Annotated in this window: 13 protein-coding genes and 1 pseudogene; 8 read left to right on the top strand and 6 right to left on the bottom strand. The window is 62.2% G+C overall.

The annotated features are described in order from the left end of the window. Positions 1 to 85: 85 nt before the first annotated feature. Both NKI69_RS20015 and NKI69_RS20010 read right to left on the bottom strand, forming a co-directional pair. Positions 86 to 418 (bottom strand): annotated as a pseudogene (locus NKI69_RS20015) (four helix bundle protein); the annotation flags it as partial. A gap of 49 nt (positions 419 to 467) precedes the next feature. Further along, positions 468 to 1,904, bottom strand: coding sequence for a glutamine synthetase family protein (locus NKI69_RS20010; protein ID WP_023809183.1), 1,437 nt, complete (start codon positions 1,902 to 1,904; stop codon positions 468 to 470). Positions 1,905 to 2,067: 163 nt separating this feature from the next. On the opposite strand from NKI69_RS20010, the gene NKI69_RS20005 reads away from it, so the two are divergent. After that, positions 2,068 to 2,781, top strand: coding sequence for an HAD family hydrolase (locus NKI69_RS20005; protein ID WP_023809182.1), 714 nt, complete (start codon positions 2,068 to 2,070; stop codon positions 2,779 to 2,781). A 67-nt stretch (positions 2,782 to 2,848) separates the two neighbouring features. Here the strand turns inward: NKI69_RS20005 and NKI69_RS20000 are convergent, their stop codons facing one another. The 3 genes from NKI69_RS20000 to aceA form a co-directional block, all read right to left on the bottom strand. Continuing rightward, positions 2,849 to 3,301, bottom strand: a complete 453-nt coding sequence (locus NKI69_RS20000; RefSeq protein WP_023809181.1) for an ANTAR domain-containing protein — start codon at positions 3,299 to 3,301, stop codon at positions 2,849 to 2,851. A gap of 230 nt (positions 3,302 to 3,531) precedes the next feature. Continuing rightward, positions 3,532 to 3,774, bottom strand: coding sequence for an SMc00767 family acetate metabolism repressor (locus NKI69_RS19995; protein WP_006202762.1), 243 nt, complete (start codon positions 3,772 to 3,774; stop codon positions 3,532 to 3,534). Between the two features lie 59 nt (positions 3,775 to 3,833). Continuing rightward, entirely contained in the window at positions 3,834 to 5,123 is a 1,290-nt protein-coding gene (aceA, locus tag NKI69_RS19990) for an isocitrate lyase (RefSeq protein WP_023809180.1), read from the bottom strand. A gap of 227 nt (positions 5,124 to 5,350) precedes the next feature. Here aceA and NKI69_RS19985 point away from each other — a divergent pair, with 227 nt between their 5' ends. From NKI69_RS19985 to NKI69_RS19960, 6 genes are all read left to right on the top strand, one after another. Beyond that, complete coding sequence (locus NKI69_RS19985; protein ID WP_023809179.1) at positions 5,351 to 6,793, top strand: helix-turn-helix domain-containing protein; 1,443 nt, start codon at positions 5,351 to 5,353, stop codon at positions 6,791 to 6,793. Positions 6,794 to 6,942: 149 nt separating this feature from the next. Continuing rightward, the gene (locus NKI69_RS19980; RefSeq protein WP_023809178.1) at positions 6,943 to 7,893 is read left to right on the top strand and encodes a DMT family transporter; all 951 of its coding nucleotides are present in this window, start codon (positions 6,943 to 6,945) and stop codon (positions 7,891 to 7,893) included. A gap of 334 nt (positions 7,894 to 8,227) precedes the next feature. After that, entirely contained in the window at positions 8,228 to 9,325 is a 1,098-nt protein-coding gene (locus tag NKI69_RS19975) for a polyamine ABC transporter substrate-binding protein (protein ID WP_023809177.1), read from the top strand. A gap of 84 nt (positions 9,326 to 9,409) precedes the next feature. After that, positions 9,410 to 10,549 (top strand): ABC transporter ATP-binding protein, encoded by a 1,140-nt coding sequence (locus NKI69_RS19970; RefSeq protein WP_013530249.1) that lies wholly within the window; start codon positions 9,410 to 9,412, stop codon positions 10,547 to 10,549. An 8-nt stretch (positions 10,550 to 10,557) separates the two neighbouring features. Beyond that, a complete protein-coding gene (locus NKI69_RS19965) occupies positions 10,558 to 11,532 on the top strand; it encodes an ABC transporter permease subunit (protein ID WP_023809176.1) in 975 nt (324 codons plus the stop codon). Between the two features lie 4 nt (positions 11,533 to 11,536). Further along, the gene (locus NKI69_RS19960; protein WP_013530251.1) at positions 11,537 to 12,355 is read left to right on the top strand and encodes an ABC transporter permease; all 819 of its coding nucleotides are present in this window, start codon (positions 11,537 to 11,539) and stop codon (positions 12,353 to 12,355) included. A 23-nt stretch (positions 12,356 to 12,378) separates the two neighbouring features. Here the strand turns inward: NKI69_RS19960 and NKI69_RS19955 are convergent, their stop codons facing one another. Next, positions 12,379 to 14,232 carry an AsmA family protein gene (locus tag NKI69_RS19955; protein WP_023809175.1) on the bottom strand — a complete coding sequence of 618 codons (1,854 nt, stop codon included), beginning with the start codon at positions 14,230 to 14,232 and terminating at the stop codon, positions 12,379 to 12,381. Positions 14,233 to 14,504: 272 nt separating this feature from the next. Between NKI69_RS19955 and NKI69_RS19950 the strand changes: the two genes are divergently transcribed. Next, positions 14,505 to 16,463, top strand: coding sequence for an acetoacetate--CoA ligase (locus NKI69_RS19950; RefSeq protein WP_128302645.1), 1,959 nt, complete (start codon positions 14,505 to 14,507; stop codon positions 16,461 to 16,463). Positions 16,464 to 16,499 lie beyond the last annotated feature (36 nt).

Genomic DNA, 16,499 nt, shown 5'->3' with positions numbered 1-16,499 from the left:
CGCGAGCACAAGAAGCTCGCTCTACGCCAAGCCGCATGACCAGCTTCATGATCGCCCATTTTGCAGAACTTGACGCACACAACCAGAGCGTTCCTACGCTCTCACTGCGGGTCATCAGTGGTTCGACCGTCTCGTGCGAGGCGATTCCGACGCGTTGCGCGATCAGCAGATGGGTCTCCAGTTCCTTGAGGGATCCCTGGGCGATCCTGAGAAATTGCTGATAGGAAGCTCGGCTTTCTCGCCCGTAACCTTCGGCAGTGTTGGCGGGAACGGAGGTGGCTGCACGGCGTACCTGAGTCGTCAGTCCGTAGAGCTCATCCCTTGGCCAAGCTCTGGTTGTTTCGTAGATCGATACCGCCAGATCCATAGCTTGCTGCCAGACAATTAAATCCCTGTACGATTCAATCTTGGCCGCCATCCTTGCCCTACTGCCCTACTGCCCTACTGCCTACTGCCCCCTTACTCCCCTACACATTCAGCAACAGATACTCCCGCTCCCACGGGCTGATCACTTCCATGAAGGTCTCGAACTCCGCCCGTTTGATCGCCGCGTAGGTAGCGGCGAAGGACTTGCCCAGATGCGCGCAGAGTTCCTCGTCGCCCTCGAACAGGTCGACGGCTTCGAGCAGGCCGCGCGGCAGGTCGATCTCGTCGGCATTGGCGGTGGTCAGCACGGGAGGCTCGGCCTTGATCTTGTTGGTGATGCCGATCAGCCCACAGGCAAGCGATGCCGCAAGCGCTAGATAGGGGTTAGCATCGGAGGACGGGATGCGGTTTTCGACGCGCCGAGCCGCCGGATCCGAACGTGGCACGCGAAATGCCGTGGTGCGGTTGTCATAGCCCCATTTGTTGTTGACCGGCGCCGACGCCGCCTGTGTCAGCCGGCGGTAGGAATTGACGTAGGGCGCGAACATCACCAGCGCGTTCGGCACATGCTTCTGCATGCCGCCGATAAAGTGGAAAAAATCGTCGGTTTCCGAGCCGTCAGCGGCCGAAAAGATGTTCTGTCCAGTCTTCTTGTCGATGATCGACTGATGGATGTGCATGGCGGAGCCGGGTTGCCCCTGGATCGGCTTGGCCATGAAGGTGGCGTAGATCTCGTGCTTCAGCGCCGCCTCGCGAATGGTGCGCTTGAACATGAACACCTGGTCGGCCAGTTCGATCGGGTCGCCGTGGCGCAGATTGATCTCCAACTGGCCGGCGCCTTCCTCGTGTATCAGCGTATCGATCTCCAGGCCCTGGCTTTCGGAGAAATGGTAGATGTCGTCGATCAGTTCGTCGAATTCGTTGACGCCGGCGATCGAATAGCCGGCGCCGCCGCCGATCGCGCGTCCCGACCGGCCGACAGGCGGGGTCAGCGGATAGTCCGGATCGGGATTCTTGCGCACCAGGTAGAACTCGATCTCGGGCGCCACCACTGGCTTCAGGCCGAGCTTGTCATAGGCAGCCACCACACGCTTCAACACGTTGCGCGGCGTGAACTCGACTGAGCGTCCGTCCTGGTGGACGAGATCGCAGATGACCGCGGCCGTCGGGTCTTCTTCCCAGGGCACCACCGTCAGCGTCGACAGGTCCGGCATCAGTTTGAGGTCGCCGTCGTCTTCCGGGTAATGGAAGCCGTTGCCATCCTCGGGGTAGCCGCCGGAAATCGTTGTCATGAAAACTGCCGACGGCAGCGCCAGCGAGGTGTTGGAGGTGAATTTCTTCGACGGCATCATCTTGCCACGCGCGACGCCGGCCTGATCAGGCGTGATGCACTCGATATCCTCGATGCCGCGCCACTCCAGCCAGGCGCTGACTTCCTTCCAGTTCTTGACGCCCCGTTGGTTTTTCACGAAGGCAGGCGTACGGACACGTCCTCCGCGGCTCGACGGACGGACTTCCTTTTTTGCAGGCGGCATCATTCACCAGATTGGGTTGCGGATTGTGGAGTATAGCCGTGCCCCCCTGTGGAAGGGAAGGGGAGCCGCGTCGGGCATTGGCCGGTGCGGTTGAAAATCACGCCAATCGGCCTAGTTTCGGCCGTTGCAATTCCAATCGAGGCCCAAATCTTAATCGAGAAATTGAATGCGGCCCAACGGCAAACTGACGACGATCGGATTCGATGCCGACGACACGCTGTGGCAGAACGAGCAGTTCTTCCGGCTGACGGAAAAGCGCTTTGCCGCCATGCTCGTCGACCATGGCGAAGCCGAGCATATCTCGGCACGATTGCTGGAGGCCGAAAGGCGCAACCTCGCCGTCTATGGCTTCGGCATCAAGGGATTTACCCTGTCGATGATCGAGACGGCGATCGAGGTCACGCAAGGCCGCGTACCGGCCTCGGTCATAGCAGAGATTCTCGATGCCGGCCGCGAAATGCTGAGTCATCCGATCGAGGCCTTGCCGCACGCCCGCGAGACGGTCGAAAAGCTTGCCGGCGCATTCCGGCTTGTGCTGATCACCAAGGGCGACCTCTTCGATCAGGAGCGCAAGCTGGCTGGCTCTGGCCTTGGCGATCTGTTCGACGCGGTCGAGATCGTCAGCGACAAGAATGCCGCCACCTATAGGAGGATCTTCAGCCGCCACGGCGATGGTGCCGCGAAAAGCATGATGGTCGGCAACTCGCTGAAGTCGGATGTGGTGCCGGCCATCGAGGCCGGCGGCTGGGGTGTCCATGTGCCGCACGAACTGACCTGGGTGCTGGAGCATGTCGAAGCGCCGGTAACCGAATCGAGGTTCCGCCAGATATCCGATCTCGGACAACTGCCCGGATTGATCGAAAGCATCATCGATCCGTGATTGCCGGGCCTTACCTAATTTGCTCAATTCCGGACGGAAAACCGTTACACACTTTCCCGCAATTAGCTTAGCGGCCGATGAGGCGATCGATCACCGGTTGCAACCGTTCGGGCGTGATCGGCTTGGCGACCACCACGTCGATGATACCAGACAGGCCCAGACTTTCCGTCGCGCCATTCTTGGTTGACAGCAGGATTACCGGTGGCAGCGATTTGCCCGAGGCGCGGCGCAACGCGGCGATGCTGGACATCAGGTTCTCGCAGTCCTTGTTGTCGGCGCCGCCGTCAAGGACAACCACACCGGGAATGAGGGACCGCAAGATCCTTGCCGCCGTGTCGGGAGATTCCGAAATCGGCTTGAGCCCGGATCGCTCGACGATCTTTGAAATCACCACGCGATTGATTGGCGATTTCCCGACGACAAGCACCTGCGACGGATCACGGATCGCCTCGGCGCTCGAGTCACGGGTCGCCAGATTCGGATGTCTTGGAGTCTCGCCTTCGCGGTTCACCGGGCACACAAGTCGGCCAAGAAGCTCGCCCCTATTTCAATGCAGAGTTGAATCCGGAGCGCAATTGGCGTGAGATCGGAGCCTATGTCAAGTTGAAATAAAAGTACCCTAAATCATCGCCGGGAGCAGTGAATTTCAAGCAACGCTACTGTACTCAACTGTCCACACGTGAGCTTGATGAAAAGAAAATTCACCTGCGTAGAGGCTGCGCAGGTGAAGGGTCGGTTGCATGGATTCGGTCAGCCGTGGCTCTGCTGCGTGACGATGACCGGGATCAGCAGATCGCCCCAGTTGCCGTCGCCGCCGTGATGTCGTGCCGAGCGCACGAGCTCGACCGAGACGCCCGCCTCGACCGCCTTCATCACCGACTGGTTGAGGCGGTGCAGGTCGTTGGCCAGCATGCGGATCGTCGCCTGCTGGTCGACGCTCATCGTCGTCGACTGTTCCTCGGCGCGTTCCTTGACGCGGCTTATCGATGCCATTGGTCTTCTCCTTGTGTTCCAAGCCCTGTTGGGCGTTCCCTCTGTATTTCTGCGGTCCGCTATTCCGCGGCTGGTTTGAACTGCGCGTGCTCGGTCGATTCATGCATGGCGGTGGTCGACGACTTGCCGCCGGTGATCGCCATAGACACGGCGTCGAAATAGCCGGTGCCGACCTCGCGCTGGTGCTTGGTCGCGGTGTAGCCATTGGCCTCGGCCGCGAACTCCGCTTCCTGCAACTCGGAATAGGCCGCCATCTGCCGTGCCTTGTAGCCGCGCGCCAGCTCGAACATGCCATAGTTGAGCTGGTGGAAGCCGGCGAGCGTGATGAACTGGAACTTGTAGCCCATGGCGCCGAGCTCCTTCTGGAATCTGGCGATCGTCGCGTCGTCGAGGTTCTTCTTCCAGTTGAACGAGGGCGAGCAATTGTAGGCGAGCAGCTTGTCGGGATGATGCTTGCGCACGCCCTCAGCGAATCTCCTGGCCTGTGCCAGGTCGGGTTTCGAGGTCTCGCACCAGATCAGATCCGCGTAAGGCGCATAGGCGATGGCGCGGGCGATGCAGGGCTCGATGCCGTTCCTGACATGGTAGAAACCTTCCACCGTGCGCCCGGCGTCGTAGTCGACGAAAGGCTGGTCGCGTTCGTCGATGTCGGAGGTGAGCAGCTTGGCGGCTTCCGCATCGGTGCGCGCGACGACCAGGGTCGGCGTGCCCATCACGTCCGCCGCCAGGCGCGCGGCATTGAGGTTGCGGATGTGCGCCGCGGTCGGGATCAGCACCTTGCCGCCGAGATGGCCGCATTTCTTTTCCGACGCAAGCTGATCCTCATAGTGGACGCCGGCGGCGCCCGCCTCGATGAAGGCCTTCATGATTTCGAAGGCGTTGAGCGGTCCGCCGAAGCCGGCTTCCGCGTCGGCAACGATCGGCGCGAACCAGGTCTCGACCGAAAGCCCGTTGCCTTCGGAGGTCTCGATCTGGTCGGCGCGCTGCAGCGTGCGGTTTATGCGCTTGACCAGTTCGGGCGCCGCATTGGCCGGGTAGAGCGATTGGTCCGGATACATCGCACCAGCCGTGTTGGCGTCGGCGGCAACCTGCCAGCCCGACAGGTAGATTGCCTTCAGCCCGGCGCGCACCTGCTGCATCGCCTGATTGCCGGACATGGCGCCGAGCGCGTTGACGAAGTCCTCCTCGTGGATCAGCTTCCACAGCCGGTTGGCGCCCATTTCGGCGAGGCTCTGGCGGATCTGCACCGAACCGCGCAGGCGCTTCACATCCGCCGCGGAGTAGGGCCGTTCGATACCGTCGAAGCGACCTTCCGGGGCCGATGGGACGAGGTTGTAAAAATCAGTCATTGGTCACTCCGAGGGATTGCTGATCTGTGTCAAGGCGTCAAGAATTTGGGGTCGTTGGGTATGACTGGATTTACATTTCTGCGCGAAATCAGCCACATAAATCCACAAAGCCGGCAGAATATAAGAGAAAACCTGTGTTGTGTTTGACAGAGGTGCATTGTAAATTTGTCATTGTTGTAAAAGGCCAAAGCCCAGAAAATTCGTGTAAATGCTGTAAAGGACAGTCCGTGGCTGACCAGAAGATCTTCGCCGGGCCGCGCATCCGCCGCATCCGCAACGCCAAGGGCCTGACCCAGACGGCGATGGCCGAGGGTCTTGGCATTTCGCCATCCTATCTCAATCTGATCGAGCGCAACCAGCGGCCGCTGACGGTGCAGCTGATCCTCAGGCTGGCCTCCGTCTACAAGGTCGATCCACACGAGCTGCAGGGCGAGGCGAGGGGATCTGTCGCTGCCTTGAAGGAAGTGTTCACCGACCCTCTGCTGGTCGGCGAGTTGCCGGGTGATCAGGAACTGATCGAGCTTGCCGAGGCGGCGCCCAATGCGTCCGCGGCGGTGATAAAACTGTTCCGCGCCTATCGCGAGCAGGCCGAGCGCCTGTCCGATCTCAACGAGCTTTTGGCGCGCGAAGGTCGGGCGACGGCGCTTTCCGGCGCCCGCCTGCCGATCGACGAGGTGCACGAGATTTTCGAGCGCCGGCCGAACCATTTTGCTGCCCTCGAGGAGGAGGCCGCGGCGTTCACCTCGGTGCTCGATCCCGGCGACGATCTGTTCGGCGCGCTGAAGGCCTGGCTGAAGCGCGAATATGGCATCGTGGTCAAGGTGCTGCCGGTCGCGACCATGCCGAACTGGCGCCGCCGTTATGATCGTCATTCGCAGCGCCTGTTCCTGTCCGAACGGCTGTCGCCGTTCGACCAGTTGCGCGAAGTCGCTATGGAGGCCTGCCTGATCCGCATGACGGTCGCGGTCGCCGGCGAGATCCAGGCGCTCAAGCTGAGCACCGACGAGGCGCGCCGCCTGGCCCGCTTCGAACTTGGCCGTTATGCGGCGCATGCGCTGATGATGCCCTATCAGGCCTTTCATGCGGCTGCCGTGCGCGCCCGCTACGACATCGATGTCCTGCGTTCGCGCTTCGGGGTCTCCTTCGAACAGGCAGCCAACCGGCTGACCATGCTGCAGCGGCAGGGTGTCTCCGGCGTGCCGTTCTTCATGCTGGAGGTCGACAATGCAGGCAACCGCTTCCGCAAGGCCGGCAGCCAGGGGTTTCCACAAAGCCGCTTTGGCGGCGGCTGTCCCAAGCTGCCCGTGCATGTTGCCTTCACCCAACCCGGCCAGATATTTGTCGAGACGGTGGAAATGCCCGACGGCGCCGAGTTCCTGTGCATCGCCCGCACACTGGAAGGGCCGCAAGGCGCGTTCTCGGAACGCCCGCGCCGCACCGCATTGCTGCTTGGCTGCGACATCGGCTTTCGTGACGACATCGTCTATGGCGCGGCATTACCCGGTGCGGCAATCACCGCAAAGGCTGGCAGTATCGCGGCGACGCCGGTCGGGCCTGCCTGCCGGCTTTGCGAACGCGTCGGCTGCCTGGCGCGCGCCGAGCCGCCGGTGACGCGCCCGCTCGGCCTCGACGAGATGGTGACGGGCCTGAGTGCCTTCGATTTCCAGTAGCCGTGTTCCTCTGAAATAGGAGCAAGGTGCCACAATTGTCGCCGGCCGCTGGCTCAGTTCCGGCCTGCGCCTTTGCGTTACGCGAACAGAGCATCTTTTTGTCGTCCCTTGCGCATCGTCCCGTCCACAAAAGCCCGACAGTCGCGCTCATGATCGATACCGCATCGCCGATCGTCGCATCGCCAGCCGTCTCGCCGCGCGAGGAACGCGTCGGCATGCTTTTGGTCTTCCTGTCGGCGCTGATGTGGAGTTTCGGCGGCACCATCGCCCGCTTCATCACTGTCGGTGACAGCTGGACGGTCATTTTCTGGCGCTCCGTCTGGGCAGCCGCCTTCCTGGTCTGCTTCATGGTCTGGCGTGACGGCTGGCGTGGCACGCTGAAGCTGTTCCGCGACATGGGTCTGCCCGGCCTTGCCGTCGGGATCTGCTTCGCCACCGCATCCACAGCCTTTGTCGTCGCGCTGGCCTACACCACCGTCGCCAACATCCTGTTGATGCAGGCCGGCGTGCCGTTGCTGGCGGCGCTGTTTGCCTGGGCATTGTTTCGCGAAAGGGTTGGTGTCGCGACATGGGTGGCAATCGCCGCCGTCATCACCGGCGTCGCCATCATGGTGTCGGAATCGCTGGATGGCGCCGTCTCGCCCATAGGCGATGGGCTGGCGCTGTTGATCGCGGTCATGTTCTCGGTCGCCACCGTCATCACCCGGCGGTTTTCCGGCGTGCGCATGACGCCGGCGACGTGCCTCGGCACCATGCTCGCGGCCGGCTTTGCCGTCTCGCAGGCATCGACCTTCGCCGTGTCGGTCAGCGACATGGGCTTTCTGTTTGCCTTCGGCGTGGTCAATCTCGGCCTCGGCCTCGCCTTCTTCGCCACCGGAGCGCGGCTGATACCGGCGGCCATCGCGGCGCTGCTCGGCACGTTCGAACCGATCCTCGGTCCGATATGGGTCTGGCTCATCCATTCCGAGGTGCCGTCGGGGCGCACCATCATCGGTGGCGCGGTTGTGGTCACGGCGCTGCTCGTCCATATCGGGCTCGAATTCAAGCGCCAGGCACGGCCCGAACGCGCCGGGGTCACCGGGGTGCCGTCGCCTAATTGAAGCGGCCTGCAGCTTTGCCATTGACAACGTCGCTGCAGCACGGGCAGGCTGGGAATACGGCAACAACAAGACAGGCGTATCTTGCCAAGTCTCCCAGCCGGTCCGATCGAGACCGGACCATATCGTCGTATCTCTGCCCGCGCCACGGCGAAAGCCTATGACGGTATGCCTCCCAGGCCGCCTCAGGGGCATCGAGCCATCTCATCGAACCGCCTGCATGGTGTCGGCAGTTCGCGCTTGTCGCCCCTTGGAAAGCTCAATAGTCTGAAGAAAATGCCGGTCGCGCTGATATCGCGACGAGCCGGTGAAGGAACACTCATCAAAGGAGAATAGCATGATCCGCAAAGCGCTCTGGCTTTCGGCTACCTCGGCATTCCTGACACTTTTCACCGTCGGCGGTCACGCCGCGGATCGTGTCGTCAACGTCTTCAACTGGTCGGACTACATCGACAGTTCGATCATCGACGATTTCACCAAGGAAACCGGCATCAAGGTCGTCTATGACACCTTCGATTCCAACGAAATCCTGGAAACCAAGCTGCTTGCCGGCGGCAGCGGCTACGACGTCGTCGTGCCCAGCGGCAACTTCCTCGCGCGCCAGATCCAGGCCGGTGTGTTCCAGAAGCTCGACAAGTCGAAACTGCCCAACATTTCCAACATGTGGGATACGGTTACCGAGCGCACCGCCAAGTACGACCCCGGCAACGAATACTCCGTCAACTACATGTGGGGCACGGTTGGCATCGGCTACAACATCAAGAAGGTGCAGGCGGCACTCGGCACCGACAAGATCGACAGCTGGGATGTCTTCTTCAATCCCGATAGCCTGGCCAAATTGAAGGACTGCGGTGTCTACGTGCTGGACTCGCCGGCAGATATCATCCCGGCGGCTCTGAAATATCTTGACCTCGACCCGAACAGCACGTCACCCGATGATATCGCCAAGGCCGAGGAGACCTTGCTCAAGGTCCGGCCTTACATCAGGAAGTTCCATTCCTCCGAATACATCAACGCGCTCGCCAACGGTGATATCTGCCTGGCGGTCGGCTGGTCGGGTGACGTGTTCCAGGCCCGCAACCGCGCGGTCGAGGCCAAGCAGGGCGTCGAGATCGGCTATTCCGTGCCGAAGGAGGGCGCTCAGATGTGGTTCGACCAGATGGCGATCCCTGCCGATGCGCCGCATGTCGCGGAGGCGCTCGAGTTCATCAACTACATGATGAAGCCGGAAGTTATCGCCAAGTCGTCGAACTACGTGCTCTACGCAAACGGCAACAAGGCCTCGCAGCAATTCGTCGACAAGGCATTGTTGGAGGATCCTTCGGTTTATCCCGATGCCGAGACCATAAAGAAGCTCTACACCGTCTCGCCGTACGATCCCAAGACCCAGCGCGTCATCACGCGCACCTGGACCAAGATCGTCACTGGCCAGTAAGCAATCCGACACGGTCCCGGCAGCCACCTGCCGGGACCGTTTCTACCTGGGGCAAGAAGCAAGAAAATCAGGACGGAGTGGGACATGAAATCGCTTGGCAGCATCCGCAGGGATTTTGCACCGTGGAACGACCCGAATGCCAAGCCGTACATCCAGTTCGACAACGTCACCAAGAAGTTCGGTGACTTCACCGCCGTCAACAATCTGTCTCTGACCATCTTCGAGCGCGAGTTCTTCGCGCTGCTCGGCGCCTCCGGTTGCGGAAAGTCGACGCTGCTCAGGATGCTCGCCGGCTTCGAGGAGCCGACAGCCGGCCGCATCCTGCTTGACGGCCAGGACCTGCGCGGCATCCCGCCCTATCGGCGGCCGGTCAACATGATGTTCCAGTCCTATGCGCTGTTCCCGCACATGACGGTCGAGAACAACATCGCCTTCGGCCTCAAGCAGGACGGCATGCCGAAGCCCGAAATCGCATCGCGCGTTGCCGAGATGCTGAAGCTGGTCAAACTCGAGCAGTTCGCCAAGCGCAAGCCGCACCAACTATCCGGCGGCCAGCGCCAGCGCGTCGCGCTCGCCCGCTCGGTCGCCAAACGGCCGAAAGTGCTGCTGCTCGACGAGCCGCTTGGCGCTCTCGACAAGAAGCTGCGCGAAGAGACGCAGTTCGAACTGATGGACCTCCAGCAGAACCTCGGCCTGACCTTCGTCGTCGTCACCCACGACCAGGAAGAGGCGATGACCATGGCCGATCGCATCGCCATCATCGACAAGGGCGAGGTGATGCAGGTGGCAACGCCGGCCGAAGTCTACGAGGCGCCGGGGTCGCGCTTCGTCGCCGGCTTCGTCGGCAATGTGAACATGTTCGAGGGCAAGATCGCGCGTGGCGAGGCCGGCAGCGCCAGTATCGACGCCGGCAACGGCATCACCATCCGCACCGACAATGCCGGGACGGCCGGCGCCGGGACGGCCGTCACCTTCGCCATCAGGCCCGAAAAGATCAAGGTGTCGTCGAAAAAGCCGGCCGAGGCGGTCAACGCCATCGAGGGCGAGGTCTACGACATCGCCTATCTCGGCGACATGACCGTCTATCATGTCAGGCTGGACGACGGCCAGGTGGTGCGCGCCAGCACCATGAACGCGGCCCGCATCACCGAGGATCCGTTGAGCTGGAACGACCGCGCCTGGGTTTCCTTCCGGCCCGACGCCGGCGTCGTGCTGACGCGGTAGGGGCGACCATGTCGAGCGCCGCCGTCACCACCGCATCAGCCTCTCCGACGACCAATGCCGGCAAATCCATCCTCGCCAGGCTGGGTGCTGCCTTCGTTGGCCGACTGGTCATCATCATCCCTTATGTCTGGCTGCTGTTCTTCTTCCTCATTCCGTTCGTCATCGTCTTCAAGATCTCGCTGTCGCAGACGGCGATCGCCATTCCGCCCTATACGCCGGCGCTCGATTTCAGCGGCGGCGTTTCCGGGTTCCTCGCCCAGCTGAAACAACTCAGCCTCGACAACTACGCCTGGCTGACGCAGGACGCGCTCTACTTCAACGCCTATGTGACCAGCGTCATCATCGCCGCGGTCTCGACGGTCCTGACACTGCTCGTCGGCTATCCCATCGCCTACGGCATGGCGCGCGCGCCGGCGACGATCCGCCCAACCTTGCTGATGCTGGTGATCCTGCCGTTCTGGACCTCGTTCCTGATCCGCGTCTACGCCTGGATCGGCATTCTCAAGCCCGAAGGGCTGCTCAATCAGCTGCTGCTCGCCACCGGCGTCATCCACCAGCCGCTGATCATCCTCAACACCTATACGGCGATCTTCATCGGCATCGTCTATTCCTACCTGCCGTTCATGGTGCTGCCGCTCTATTCCGCGCTTGAGAAGATGGACTATTCGCTGATCGAGGCAGCCAAGGATCTCGGCTGTCCGCCGACCAGCGCGTTCTGGAAGATCACCTTCCCGCTATCGCTGCCCGGCGTCATCGCGGGCTGTCTGCTGGTGTTCATTCCGGCCGTCGGCGAGTTCGTCATTCCCGATCTGCTCGGCGGATCGCAGACGCTGATGATCGGCAAGACGTTGTGGAACGAGTTCTTCGCCAATCGCGACTGGCCGGTATCGTCGGCCGTCGCCGTCATCCTGCTGTTGCTGCTGATCGTGCCGATCATGCTCTTCCAGCGGGCCCAGGCGCGCGCTCAGGAAATGGACAGGTGACCTCATGAACGCCACCTGGAGCCGCTTCAACATCACCTCGATCGTGCTTGGATTTGCCTTTCTCTATCTGCCGATCGTGCTGCTCATCGTCTTCTCGTTCAACGAATCGAAACTGGTCACGGTCTGGGGCGGTTTCTCGACCAAATGGTACGTCTCGCTGTTCCACAACCAAGGCCTCATGGACGCGACCTGGGTGACGGCGCGTGTTGGCCTGATCTCGGCCACGGTTGCGACGGTGCTGGGCACCCTGGCGGCACTCACCTTGACCCGCTACACGCGCTTCAAGGGCAGGGTGCTATTCTCCGGCATGGTCTTTGCGCCGCTGGTCATGCCGGAAGTCATCACCGGCCTGTCGCTGCTGCTGCTCTTTGTCGCCGTCGGGCTCGACCGCGGCTTCCTCACCGTGACGCTCGCCCACATCACGCTGACCATGTGCTTCGTCGCCGTGGTCGTGCAGTCGCGCCTCATGACCTTCGACCGCTCGCTGGAAGAAGCCGCGATGGATCTTGGCGCAACGCCGGTGAAGACCTTCTTCCAGATCACATTGCCGGTTATCATGCCGGCGATCGTCTCCGGCTGGATGCTGGCTTTCACCCTTTCGCTCGACGATCTGGTCATCGCCAGCTTCACCTCCGGGCCGGGCGCGACGACGCTGCCGATGAAGATTTACAGCCAGGTTCGCCTCGGCGTGACGCCGGAAATCAACGCCGCCTGTACCATTCTGATCGCCGTCGTGGCGATTGGCGTCATCATCGCCTCGCTTGCCAACAAACGGCGTGAGGTGCAGCGCCAGCTCGACGAGCAGGCCGCGCAGCGCGGGTGAAAGATAGGAGGCGCGGTGGCGGCCTATTCCCCCGAAACGCCGCGGCTGATCGGGGAAATGAACGGCGTGCTCCATGTCCCGCCGACGAAGAACGACGACTGGTTGGGACCTTGCTGGCCGTTGGCCTGCGTTGCCGCCTGCTCAGGCTGAATGACGCCGCCGGACAAGGCCAGTCCGCGCCCGGCGTAGGACGCGATGCCGGACAGCCAGATCTTGTACTTCGCTGAATTGGCCTCGGCCTTGTCGATCCGCGCCACGCCCTTCGAAATGGTGGCCTTGATCTCGGCGCCGTCGATCGGCAATGTTCCGTCAGAGACATCGTCGAGCGCGAAGAAGCCGCCCTGTTCGGTATGTTTGAGGAAGGCCGGCAGGTTGAGCTTGCTCAACGCACCCGGCCCGAAGGTCGCCGAGACCGAGCCGTCGGCATTGTCGAAGATGGAATCCCAGGTTCTGCCCGGCCCCTTGAGGATCACCGAGACGGTGCCCGTGCCGACTGGCACCAGCCGCGTCATCCCTGCCGCCGTACCGAAAGCACCGCCGTCGATGTCGGACGCCAGAAGGCGGATTTCGACCTGCGAGCCTTCCGGCTTGCGATCGAAGCGAAGGCTGGTCTGGATGTTGCCGCCGAAGGCCGAGGCATCGGAGATGTCGAAGACGGACAGACCATCCTTGACCTGGGCGGTGGCGGCGACGTCGGCGAGCTGGATCGGCCCCGCCGTGGCGTGCGCTGCCGACAGCCTGAGATCGAGATTGATCTTGTCGGCGAAACTTGTGTCGATTTCGCCGGGCCCCGCCCCTCCGGTCGGCACCAGCGGGGTGAAGGCTGACAGAAACGATCTGAGGTCGAGCGTGTCGAAGGCGAGCGTGCCGGAGATTACCGGTTGTGCTTCACCAAGCGAGAGGTCCAGTGCACCCATCCCCGGATTGTTGTCGAGCGCAATCGCCGTGTTGTCGAACTTGACGCGCCCGCCGGTCGCGGTGATCTTGCTCGAAATGCTGACCGAGCCGATCGCCGCACCCGGAGCGATGCCGGCCTGCGACCATTCCAGGACACGCCGCAGCGAGGGTGCCGAGAACTTCGCCTGACCGTCGAAATAGGTATTTTCAGACATGCTGGCCGTGCCGTCGAACGAGAAGGTGGCGGGTGCCGCCTTGAAGGACAGCGTCAGCGGCGCCGTGCCGCCGGCAAACAGCACAAGCGGTCTGGCCGAGGCGACGTCCAGCGCGACGCTTTCGCCCCGCCAGATCCCTGTTGCCGACAGCGTCGCATTGCTGTTCATCGCCGCCCAATTCGCCTGACCGTTCAAACTGCTCAGGATCTCGACGTCCTTGCCGCCGATGGAGGCGACCATACGGCCGTCGCGAAACTCGACCGTGCCGAAGGTGTCGGTAGGCAGCTTGTCGAGGTCCGGCTTGGCGGGGTCGGCATTGACCACGCCGCGCGCCGTGTCGATGGAACGCGTGATGCGCCCGCCGGTGGGGACAGCGGGCAGGAAAAGGCCGGCAGGTGTGCGCTGGACCCGGATCGTCGGCCGCACCAGCCGCGCCGTCGAAAACACCACGTCGCCGCGTAGCGCCGCCATGGCGGAAAGATCGACCTCGACCCGTTCTGCCTCGACCACAGGCGGCGCCTCGGTGTCGGTCCATTGTGAAAGCGTCACATCGGTCAGGATTGCGCGGAATGTCGGCCAGACCTCGATGCGCGGCGAACCGTCGATGGCGACACGGAAGCCGCTCCACGCGCTCATTTCCCAGGCGATGCGGTCGCGCACGATACGGGTGGAGGCGATCAGCGGCAGGGCGGCAACGACCAGCGCGACGACGATCACGGCAGCGCCGATCGCCCATATTCCGCGCCGGATCATAGATGATGGCATATGGCCCCGTATGCTTCCATTCCGACAAATCGCCCGACGGGTGTAACCCCAGTCGTCACCACGACCCCCAGTCGTCACTACGACTGCAGTCGTGACCACACTTCCGGCCGCCACCACGACTTCAAGTTGTCACTACGACTTAGGGCTGAGGCATTTCAAGTCTTTATGGCCCGGCGATGGCATTTGCGCACATCTGGTCGCATCAGCCGAACAAAATCTTGCTCTGCTGCGCTGCGATATGCATAAGCGATGGCGACCGTGGAGGAACGATCATGGCTGCCGGACAACCGCTCTGGACCCCGACGCAAGACCAGATTGACGCAGCACCCTTGACCGCCCTCACCAAGGCCGCCGGAGTGAAAGCCGGCGTAGCGTTTTCCTCGTATTCGCAGCTTCACGCCTGGTCGGTCGAGGACCGTGAAGGGTTCTGGAGCCTGATCTGGGATTTCTGCGGCATCGTCGGCGACAAGGGCGATAACCTGCTCGTCGACGGCGACAAGATGCCCGGCGCTTCTTTCTTTCCCGATGCGACACTGAATTTCGCCGAGAATCTGCTGAAGAAGACCGGCTCAGGCGACGCAATCGTGTTTCGCGGCGAAGACAAGGTCGAGCGCCGGCTGTCCTGGAACGAGTTGCACGCGCTGACCTCGCGGCTGCAGCAGCTTTTCCTGTCGCTCAAGGTGAAGAAGGGCGACCGCATTGCCGCCATGATGCCCAACATGCCGGAGACCGTCGCCGCCATGCTGGCCGCCGCCTCGATCGGTGCCGTCTGGTCGTCCTGCTCTCCCGATTTCGGCGAGCAGGGCGTACTCGACAGGTTCGGCCAGATCGAGCCCGTCGTCTTCATCGCGCCGGATGGTTATTGGTACAATGGCAAGGCGATCGAAGTCGCCGACAAGATCGCCGCGGTCGCGGCCAAGCTCGGCACTGTCCGCAAGATCCTGGTCGTCGACTATCTCGGCACATCGAGCGATGTCGCCGGGACCATCGACAAGGCGGTAGCGCTGGAAGAGGCGCTGTCGCCCTTCGCCGGCAAGCCTGTCACTTTCGAGCCGCTGCCGTTTTCGCATCCGCTCTACATCCTGTTTTCGTCGGGAACGACCGGCATTCCCAAATGCATCGTCCATTCGGCCGGCGGCACGCTGATCCAGCATGTCAAGGAACACCGGCTGCATGCCGGTCTCACCGATGGCGACCGCTTCTTCTACTTCACCACCTGCGGCTGGATGATGTGGAACTGGCTGGTGTCGGGGCTCGCTTCGGGTGCCACGCTGCTGCTCTATGACGGTTCGCCCTTCTATCCCGACGGCAATGTGCTGTTCGATTTCGCCGATGCCGAGAAGATGACCTTTTTCGGCACCTCGGCCAAATTCATCGATTCTGTGCGCAAGGCTGGTCTCAAGCCGATCCGCACGCATGATCTGGCCACTGTGCGGGCAATCTCCTCCACCGGCTCGCCGCTGTCGCCGGAAGATTTTCGCTTCGTCTATGACGGCATCAAGAAGGACGTGCACCTGGCCTCGGTCTCCGGCGGCACCGACATCGTCTCCTGCTTCGTGCTCGGCGTGCCGACGCAGCCGGTCTGGACCGGCGAGATCCAGGGACCCGGCCTCGGCCTGGCAGTCGATGTCTGGGACGACGACGGCAGGCCGGTCCGGCAGGAAAAGGGTGAGCTGGTCTGCGCAAAAGCCTTTCCGGCTATGCCGATCGGCTTCTGGAACGACCCCGATGGCAAGAGGTACCGGGCGGCCTATTTTGAGCGCTTCGACAATGTCTGGTGTCATGGCGATTTCGCCGAATGGACCGAGCATGGCGGCCTCATCATCCATGGCCGCTCCGACGCCACGCTCAACCCGGGCGGGGTGAGGATCGGCACGGCGGAGATCTACAATCAGGTCGAGCAGATGCCTGAGATCCTGGAAGCATTGTGCATCGGACAGGACTTCGACAACGACGTGCGCGTCATCCTGTTCGTGCGGCTAGCCGCCGGCGTGCAGCTCGACGACGATCTGGAAAAACGCATCCGCGCTAAGATCCGCAGTGGCGCCAGTCCCCGCCATGTCCCGGCCAGGATCGTTGCCGTGTCGGATATTCCCCGCACCAAGTCGGGTAAGATCACCGAACTCGCGGTGCGCGATGTCGTGCATGGCCGCGCCATCAAGAACAAGGAGGCGCTCGCCAATCCAGAGGCGCTCGAGCTGTTCAAGAACCTGCCTCAGCTGGCCGAGTAATTGGCAGCCGGCATGGTTAACGAAATATCTCGCTAG

Source organism: Mesorhizobium sp. M0491 (genome assembly GCF_040321265.1).
Taxonomy (GTDB): domain Bacteria; phylum Pseudomonadota; class Alphaproteobacteria; order Rhizobiales; family Rhizobiaceae; genus Mesorhizobium.
The sequence above is the reverse complement of the archived record's forward strand: the minus strand, read 5'-3'. Positions and strand labels throughout refer to the sequence as shown.